This window comes from Pseudomonas sp. MF4836 (assembly GCF_002018875.1).
GTDB lineage: Bacteria > Pseudomonadota > Gammaproteobacteria > Pseudomonadales > Pseudomonadaceae > Aquipseudomonas.
In genome coordinates this window covers 1-5,213 of sequence record NZ_MVOL01000034.1, presented here as the reverse complement: position 1 = coordinate 5,213, position 5,213 = coordinate 1, and the positions used below count along the sequence as shown (strand labels likewise).

2 tRNA genes and 2 rRNA genes are annotated in these 5,213 nt (G+C 51.2%); all 4 read right to left on the bottom strand.

The features are described from left to right. Nucleotides 1-18: 18 nt before the first annotated feature. A 23S ribosomal RNA gene (locus MF4836_RS34555) occupies nucleotides 19-2,910 on the bottom strand. 244 nt (nucleotides 2,911-3,154) lie between these two features. Continuing rightward, nucleotides 3,155-3,230, bottom strand: a tRNA-Ala gene (locus MF4836_RS34550). 30 nt (nucleotides 3,231-3,260) lie between these two features. After that, nucleotides 3,261-3,337, bottom strand: a tRNA-Ile gene (locus MF4836_RS34545). A gap of 81 nt (nucleotides 3,338-3,418) precedes the next feature. After that, nucleotides 3,419-4,957, bottom strand: a 16S ribosomal RNA gene (locus MF4836_RS34540). The 16S and 23S rRNA genes sit together here with 2 tRNA genes alongside, the layout of an rRNA operon. Nucleotides 4,958-5,213: the final 256 nt, after the last annotated feature.

The following is a 5,213-nucleotide window of genomic DNA, read 5'->3' as shown; positions in this document are numbered from 1 at the left end:
AGATTGCTTGGGTGTTATATGGTCAAGCCTCACGGGCAATTAGTATTGGTTAGCTCAACGCCTCACAGCGCTTACACACCCAACCTATCAACGTCGTAGTCTTCGACGGCCCTTCAGGGAACTCAAGGTTCCAGTGAGATCTCATCTTGAGGCAAGTTTCCCGCTTAGATGCTTTCAGCGGTTATCTTTTCCGAACATAGCTACCCGGCAATGCCACTGGCGTGACAACCGGAACACCAGAGGTTCGTCCACTCCGGTCCTCTCGTACTAGGAGCAGCCCCTCTCAAATCTCAAACGTCCACGGCAGATAGGGACCGAACTGTCTCACGACGTTCTAAACCCAGCTCGCGTACCACTTTAAATGGCGAACAGCCATACCCTTGGGACCGGCTTCAGCCCCAGGATGTGATGAGCCGACATCGAGGTGCCAAACACCGCCGTCGATATGAACTCTTGGGCGGTATCAGCCTGTTATCCCCGGAGTACCTTTTATCCGTTGAGCGATGGCCCTTCCATACAGAACCACCGGATCACTAAGACCTACTTTCGTACCTGCTCGACGTGTCTGTCTCGCAGTCAAGCGCGCTTTTGCCTTTATACTCTACGACCGATTTCCGACCGGTCTGAGCGCACCTTCGTACTCCTCCGTTACTCTTTAGGAGGAGACCGCCCCAGTCAAACTACCCACCATACACTGTCCTCGATCCGGATAACGGACCTGAGTTAGAACCTCAAAGTTGCCAGGGTGGTATTTCAAGGTTGGCTCCACGCAGACTGGCGTCCACGCTTCAAAGCCTCCCACCTATCCTACACAAGCAAATTCAAAGTCCAGTGCAAAGCTATAGTAAAGGTTCACGGGGTCTTTCCGTCTAGCCGCGGATACACTGCATCTTCACAGCGATTTCAATTTCACTGAGTCTCGGGTGGAGACAGCGCCGCCATCGTTACGCCATTCGTGCAGGTCGGAACTTACCCGACAAGGAATTTCGCTACCTTAGGACCGTTATAGTTACGGCCGCCGTTTACCGGGGCTTCGATCAAGAGCTTCGCGTTAGCTAACCCCATCAATTAACCTTCCGGCACCGGGCAGGCGTCACACCCTATACGTCCACTTTCGTGTTTGCAGAGTGCTGTGTTTTTAATAAACAGTCGCAGCGGCCTGGTATCTTCGACCGGCATGAGCTTACGGAGCAAGTCCTTCACCCTCACCGGCGCACCTTCTCCCGAAGTTACGGTGCCATTTTGCCTAGTTCCTTCACCCGAGTTCTCTCAAGCGCCTTGGTATTCTCTACCCAACCACCTGTGTCGGTTTGGGGTACGGTTCCTAGTTATCTGAAGCTTAGAAGCTTTTCTTGGAAGCATGGCATCAACCACTTCGTCACCTAAAAGGTAACTCGTCATCAGCTCTCGGCCTTAGAATCCCGGATTTACCTAAGATTCCAGCCTACCACCTTAAACTTGGACAACCAACGCCAAGCTGGCCTAGCCTTCTCCGTCCCTCCATCGCAATAACTAGAAGTACAGGAATATTAACCTGTTTTCCATCGACTACGCTTTTCAGCCTCGCCTTAGGGACCGACTAACCCTGCGTCGATTAACGTTGCGCAGGAAACCTTGGTCTTTCGGCGTGGGTGTTTTTCACACCCATTGTCGTTACTCATGTCAGCATTCGCACTTCTGATACCTCCAGCAAGCTTCTCAACTCACCTTCACAGGCTTACAGAACGCTCCTCTACCGCATCACTTACGTGATACCCGTAGCTTCGGTGTATGGTTTGAGCCCCGTTACATCTTCCGCGCAGGCCGACTCGACTAGTGAGCTATTACGCTTTCTTTAAAGGGTGGCTGCTTCTAAGCCAACCTCCTAGCTGTCTAAGCCTTCCCACATCGTTTCCCACTTAACCATAACTTTGGGACCTTAGCTGACGGTCTGGGTTGTTTCCCTTTTCACGACGGACGTTAGCACCCGCCGTGTGTCTCCCATGCTCGGCACTTGTAGGTATTCGGAGTTTGCATCGGTTTGGTAAGTCGGGATGACCCCCTAGCCGAAACAGTGCTCTACCCCCTACAGTGATACATGAGGCGCTACCTAAATAGCTTTCGAGGAGAACCAGCTATCTCCGAGCTTGATTAGCCTTTCACTCCGATCCACAGGTCATCCGCTAACTTTTCAACGGTAGTCGGTTCGGTCCTCCAGTTAGTGTTACCCAACCTTCAACCTGCCCATGGATAGATCGCCCGGTTTCGGGTCTATTCCCAGCGACTAGACGCCCTATTAAGACTCGCTTTCGCTACGCCTCCCCTATTCGGTTAAGCTCGCCACTGAAAATAAGTCGCTGACCCATTATACAAAAGGTACGCAGTCACAGAACAAAGTCTGCTCCCACTGCTTGTACGCATACGGTTTCAGGATCTATTTCACTCCCCTCTCCGGGGTTCTTTTCGCCTTTCCCTCACGGTACTAGTTCACTATCGGTCAGTCAGTAGTATTTAGCCTTGGAGGATGGTCCCCCCATATTCAGACAAAGTTTCTCGTGCTCCGTCCTACTCGATTTCATGACTAAGAGATTTTCGCGTACAGGGCTATCACCCACTATGGCCGCACTTTCCAGAGCGTTCCGCTAATCTCAAAGCCACTTAAGGGCTAGTCCCCGTTCGCTCGCCACTACTAAGGGAATCTCGGTTGATTTCTTTTCCTCAGGGTACTTAGATGTTTCAGTTCCCCTGGTTCGCTTCTTGCACCTATGTATTCAGTACAAGATACCTAACTTATGTTAGGTGGGTTCCCCCATTCAGACATCTCCGGATCAAAGTCTGTTTGCCGACTCCCCGAAGCTTTTCGCAGGCTACCACGTCTTTCATCGCCTCTGACTGCCAAGGCATCCACCGTATGCGCTTCTTCACTTGACCATATAACCCCAAGCAATCTGGTTATACTGTGAAGACGACATTCGCCGAAAATTCGCGATTAAACTCACAAATTTTACCTTAGCCTGATCCGTTACCAGTGAAAGTAACGTTCAGTCTATCTTTCTATCACATACCCAAATTTTTAAAGAACGATCTAGTCAAAGACTAGAAATCAACATTCACCATCAACTCGATGGAATGCTCATTTCTAAGCTTTATCACAGAAACAGCGTTAAGCAGTAAGTGGTGGAGCCAAACGGGATCGAACCGTTGACCTCCTGCGTGCAAGGCAGGCGCTCTCCCAGCTGAGCTATGGCCCCGTATCGCTACAGGCTTTTCCCACACAAAATTGGTGGGTCTGGGCAGATTCGAACTGCCGACCTCACCCTTATCAGGGGTGCGCTCTAACCAACTGAGCTACAGACCCAATTTCGGGCTGTTTCTATCGTCTTCTTCAATGAATCAAGCAATTCGTGTGGGTGCTTATGGAGCAGCTGATGTCGTCGATTAAGGAGGTGATCCAGCCGCAGGTTCCCCTACGGCTACCTTGTTACGACTTCACCCCAGTCATGAATCACACCGTGGTAACCGTCCTCCCGAAGGTTAGACTAGCTACTTCTGGTGCAACCCACTCCCATGGTGTGACGGGCGGTGTGTACAAGGCCCGGGAACGTATTCACCGCGACATTCTGATTCGCGATTACTAGCGATTCCGACTTCACGCAGTCGAGTTGCAGACTGCGATCCGGACTACGATCGGTTTTGTGGGATTAGCTCCACCTCGCGGCTTGGCAACCCTCTGTACCGACCATTGTAGCACGTGTGTAGCCCAGGCCGTAAGGGCCATGATGACTTGACGTCATCCCCACCTTCCTCCGGTTTGTCACCGGCAGTCTCCTTAGAGTGCCCACCATTACGTGCTGGTAACTAAGGACAAGGGTTGCGCTCGTTACGGGACTTAACCCAACATCTCACGACACGAGCTGACGACAGCCATGCAGCACCTGTCTCAATGTTCCCGAAGGCACCAATCTATCTCTAGAAAGTTCATTGGATGTCAAGGCCTGGTAAGGTTCTTCGCGTTGCTTCGAATTAAACCACATGCTCCACCGCTTGTGCGGGCCCCCGTCAATTCATTTGAGTTTTAACCTTGCGGCCGTACTCCCCAGGCGGTCAACTTAATGCGTTAGCTGCGCCACTAAGAGCTCAAGGCTCCCAACGGCTAGTTGACATCGTTTACGGCGTGGACTACCAGGGTATCTAATCCTGTTTGCTCCCCACGCTTTCGCACCTCAGTGTCAGTATCAGTCCAGGTGGTCGCCTTCGCCACTGGTGTTCCTTCCTATATCTACGCATTTCACCGCTACACAGGAAATTCCACCACCCTCTACCATACTCTAGCTTGCCAGTTTTGGATGCAGTTCCCAGGTTGAGCCCGGGGATTTCACATTCAACTTAACAAACCACCTACGCGCGCTTTACGCCCAGTAATTCCGATTAACGCTTGCACCCTCTGTATTACCGCGGCTGCTGGCACAGAGTTAGCCGGTGCTTATTCTGTCGGTAACGTCAAAACAATCACGTATTAGGTAACTGCCCTTCCTCCCAACTTAAAGTGCTTTACAATCCGAAGACCTTCTTCACACACGCGGCATGGCTGGATCAGGCTTTCGCCCATTGTCCAATATTCCCCACTGCTGCCTCCCGTAGGAGTCTGGACCGTGTCTCAGTTCCAGTGTGACTGATCATCCTCTCAGACCAGTTACGGATCGTAGCCTTGGTGAGCCATTACCTCACCAACTAGCTAATCCGACCTAGGCTCATCTGATAGCGCAAGGCCCGAAGGTCCCCTGCTTTCTCCCGTAGGACGTATGCGGTATTAGCGTCCGTTTCCGAACGTTATCCCCCACTACCAGGCAGATTCCTAGGCATTACTCACCCGTCCGCCGCTCGCCACCAGGTACAAGTACCCGTGCTGCCGCTCGACTTGCATGTGTTAGGCCTGCCGCCAGCGTTCAATCTGAGCCATGATCAAACTCTTCAGTTCAAACATCTTTGGGTTTTTAAGAAACCCTAAACTTGGCTCAGCAATCGTTGGTTACATCTTTGATTTCTCGCGGAGTAACTTGTGATGCTGATAATCTTTTTGACTATCAGTCTGACTCCACAAGCACCCACACGAATTGCTTGATTCAGTTGTTAAAGAGCGGTTGGTTAAGATCTTTCGTCTCAACCGAGGCGCGCATTCTACAGCAGCCTCATTTGCTGTCAAGTGATTATTTTCAGAAGTTTTCGAAGATTTC